Raw genomic sequence first — 3777 nt, forward strand, 5'->3', positions numbered from 1 at the left:
GCGGCCGTCGAGGGTTGTGGTGGTTTTATCTTCGTAACTCATTTATCAATTATAACATAACCGTAGCCGCTTGTCAACTATTTTGTGCCTATGTTAATATTAAATATTTTTCCCAGAAATTATGATTATAGTTTGTATGTGAGCTTATTTTTGTGTCTTGTGTAAATATATTGGGAATGCAGATTAAGTTTTTTGGGGAACGGAAGTGAAGAACTTCGCGTAATTCACTTTGTAATGTTCTAGAATTACGCTGAAATTGAGGTCCACGGTTGCCATTGATAATATTAAATTCTCCATCGCCAAATCGAATGAACGACAATTCATGGTTGATTATTAGTTGTAATGTAGATTTTGAATCAAGCACATTAATTTTGTTAATCTTATGTTTGGTAAGAAAATATATGACTTTTAATAGAAGTTTACGTAAAAAAACCATTGTTGCCGCCGTAAGATTAGATGAAATTTGCGTTGTTCTCGTAGATAATGCATTATTTTTGATAAATACAATTATATCATTTAGTTTTAAAATGAGTATAATTATTGATGTTCTTCAAGTGCTAGATTCTTTTCGGCTCTATTTTTATTCCAATACGATGCATTGTTAATATGGATTACTTCTGGGTGGAATGTTGGATTCTGTTGTTGGTTCTTCTGTTGTTCGTAATCCCTCAACGCTTTGAACGCAATCCCCTGCAGCAATAAAATAGCAATTAAATTCAAATACGCCATCATCCCAACCCCAACGTCAGCCATCGCCCAGATCAAGGAAGATGCACGCAGCGTGCCGAACGCTACAGTTCCAAGGAAAACCACCTTCACAACCAGCATAAGAATCGGCTTCTTGATCGTGCGATTGAGATAAGCCGTATTGGTCTCCGCCATGTAGTAGTAGCCAAGAATCGTAGTGAAGGCGAAGAAAAAGATGGCAATGGCAATGAAGGGACCGCCCCATCCCGGCATCAGCTGATCAATCGCGAGCTGCGTATAAACCGGACCGGCTTCTACGCCAGGAAGTCCCTCGTGAAGCACGGCGCCATTGGGATCAACAATGTTGTAGCAGCCTGTCATGAGCACCATGAGTCCGGTCGCGGTGCAGACGAAAAGCGTATCGATATAAACGGAGAACGCCTGAACCAAGCCCTGTTTGACCGGATGCGAAACAGCCGCCGCAGAGGATGCATGCGGCGCAGTACCTTGGCCCGCTTCATTCGAATAAATGCCGCGCTTAACGCCCCAGGAGATGGCGGCGCCAAGCATGCCGCCCAGGATCGAGTCCATGCCGAAGGCGCTCGAGAAGATGAGCCCGAGGACATGCGGAATCTGCTCATAGTTGATGCCGACGATGATGACGGCAACCACGATGTAGGCCTGCGCCATGAAGGGGACAACGATGCTCGTGAACTGAGCAATGCGTTTCAAGCCGCCGAAAATAATGAAGCAGAGAAGCGTTGCAATAATCGCAGCTGTGATCGGAGGTTCAATCTCAAAGGCTTGGGACCAGGCGGCTGCAATAGTATTGCTCTGGACTCCGGGACAGAAAAATACTGAAGCGAGGATCGTGACGATCGCGAAGGCCCAGGCATAGGGCTTGCAGTTGAGGCCTTTTTCAATATAAAAGGCCGGACCGCCGCGGTATTGACCGTCGATCTTTTCCTTATAAATCTGACCGAGCGTCGATTCCACGAAGGCGGAAGAGGCGCCGAGGAAGGCAACCATCCACATCCAGAACAAGGCGCCGGGGCCGCCGAAGCAGATGGCCGTGGCGACGCCCGCAATGTTGCCCGTGCCGACGCGGCTTGCAAGCGTCATGGTGAGCGCCTGGAAGCTCGAGAGCCCGATGTCGTCTTCCTTCTTCTGGAAGATGAGGCGCCACATCTCGGGAATCATGCGGATCTGAACGAACCGGGAGCGGATGGAGAAAAAGAGGCCCGCACAGAGGCAGAGTCCCACCAGCACCGGCGACCAGATGATGCTGTTCAAAGTGTTGACGAAGCTTTCCATGTTGTGCTCTTTTGACGGAAAGGGTGGAAGTGAGGGTTGAAAAACGTTCCGGCGAACGTTATGAAAAAAGCCGCCCGACTCTTAAGGCCGGACGGCTTTTGATGGAGTCAAGGCTTATTGTTACTTAGAAGCCTTGGCTGCTGCGCGTTCCGCAAAGATTTTTTCCCAGCGCTTCGTCTGAGCAAGAACCTGATTGGGCGCCGTACCGCCCAGGTGATTGCGGGCGTTGACGGAGCCTTCGAGGCTCAGAACCGAATACACATCGGGTTCGATCTTATCGCAGAAGCCCTGAAGAACTTCAAGCGGGAGCTGCTCGAGGCCGCAGTTGCGCTCAGCAGCGGCGCGCACCGTCTGGCCGACGATGTCGTGCGCGGTGCGGAAAGGAACGCCGTGGCGGACGAGGTAGTCGGCGAGGTCGGTCGCGGTGGGGAAGCCCATCTGAGCGGCCTGATGCATCGTTTCAGCCTGCGGTTCGACGCCGGCCATCATGTCGCAGAACGCGCGGAGCGTGTCCTTGACGGTATCGATCGCATCGAAAACCGGTTCCTTGTCTTCCTGGAAATCCTTGTTGTAGGCAAGGGGCGTGCCCTTCATGAGGGTGAGCATCGTCATGAGGTCGCCGAAGACGCGGCCGGATTTGCCGCGGGCGGTTTCCGGAACGTCCGGGTTCTTCTTCTGCGGCATGATCGAGGAGCCGGTCGTGAAGCGGTCCGGAAGCTTGATGAAGCCGAAGCGCTGGCTCATCCAGATGACGAGTTCTTCCGAGAGACGGGAGATGTGCATCATGATGAGAGAGGCGGCAGCGCAGAATTCGATCGCAAAGTCGCGGTCGGAAACGCCGTCGAGCGAATTCTGGGAGACCGTCTCGAAGCCGAGGAGCTTCGCCGTGTATTCGCGGTCGATCGGGTAGGTCGTGCCGGCAAGCGCAGCAGAACCCTGGGGCGACGAATTGACGCGGTGGCGGAGGTCAAGGAGACGCGCGCGGTCGCGCTCGAGCATCTCGACGTAAGCGAGCATGTGGTGGCCGAAGGTCACGGGCTGGGCAACCTGCATGTGCGTGAAGCCCGGCATGATGACGTTGTAGTTCTTCTCGGCCTGCGCAACGAGCACTTCCTGGAGGTGTTCGACGCGCTTGATGATTTCATCGACTTCGCCGCGGAGGTAGAGGCGGATGTCGGTGGCAACCTGGTCGTTGCGGGAGCGTCCGGTGTGAAGGCGCTTGCCGGCGTCGCCGATGAGGGCGGTAAGACGGGCTTCAATGTTGAGATGAACGTCCTCGAGCTCGAGCTGCCACTCGAACTTGCCGGACTGAATCTCTTCGCGGATCTGAGCCATGCCGCGCTTGATGTCTTCGAGGTCTTTTGCGGAAATCACGCCGACCTTTTCGAGCATGGTTGCGTGAGCAACGGAACCATCAATATCAACGAGCGCCATGCGCTTGTCGAAGTCGACGCTCGCGGTGTATCGCAGAACAAAAGCGTCAACCGGTTCAGAGAAGCGGCCGGACCAGGCCTTCTTCTTGGCATGCAGGGGATCGTTGGAATTGTCTTGAGCTTGGCTCATGAAGTCTGCCTCATTGTTAGAAGGAGTGTGTATCGTGACATGGTATTTTAAACGGTAGGATGAAGATTGGTTCGGCTAGTGTTCTAGGCAAATGGCACGCCGAAATGCCTTTAACTTCGTGAATTCCCAGGAATCCGTTAACAGAGTCTGAAAGAAATTCATATCCCGGCTTAGTTTTGATTTAAGGCAACTAACTGAAATCTAAAGGTTAGT

Annotated in this window: 3 protein-coding genes; all 3 read right to left on the bottom strand. The window is 52.2% G+C overall.

Features of this window, described 5'->3' with window-relative positions:
• Positions 1-88 precede the first annotated feature (88 nt).
• The 3 genes from GBM95_RS13195 to argH all read right to left on the bottom strand — a co-directional run bounded on the left by GBM95_RS13195 (position 89) and on the right by argH (position 3564).
• Positions 89-436, bottom strand: a complete 348-nt coding sequence (locus GBM95_RS13195) for a GT-D fold domain-containing glycosyltransferase (RefSeq protein ID WP_152159175.1) — start codon at positions 434-436, stop codon at positions 89-91.
• 101 nt (positions 437-537) lie between these two features.
• A complete protein-coding gene (locus GBM95_RS11225; RefSeq protein ID WP_152159176.1) occupies positions 538-2001 on the bottom strand; it encodes an alanine/glycine:cation symporter family protein in 1464 nt (487 codons plus the stop codon).
• A gap of 120 nt (positions 2002-2121) precedes the next feature.
• The gene (gene argH / locus GBM95_RS11230; RefSeq protein WP_152159177.1) at positions 2122-3564 is read right to left on the bottom strand and encodes an argininosuccinate lyase; all 1443 of its coding nucleotides are present in this window, start codon (positions 3562-3564) and stop codon (positions 2122-2124) included.
• Positions 3565-3777: the final 213 nt, after the last annotated feature.

It is taken from the genome of Sutterella seckii (genome assembly GCF_009183815.1).
GTDB classification, from domain to species: domain Bacteria; phylum Pseudomonadota; class Gammaproteobacteria; order Burkholderiales; family Burkholderiaceae_F; genus Sutterella; species Sutterella seckii.

Bases quoted from the DNA above. Each gene is read 5' to 3' on its own strand.
- GBM95_RS13195 (WP_152159175.1), bottom strand. From the start codon at position 436: ATGGTTTTTTTACGTAAACTTCTATTAAAAGTCATATATTTTCTTACC.
- argH (WP_152159177.1), bottom strand. From the start codon at position 3,564: ATGAGCCAAGCTCAAGACAATTCCAACGATCCCCTGCATGCCAAGAAG.
- GBM95_RS11225 (WP_152159176.1), bottom strand. From the start codon at position 2,001: ATGGAAAGCTTCGTCAACACTTTGAACAGCATCATCTGGTCGCCGGTG.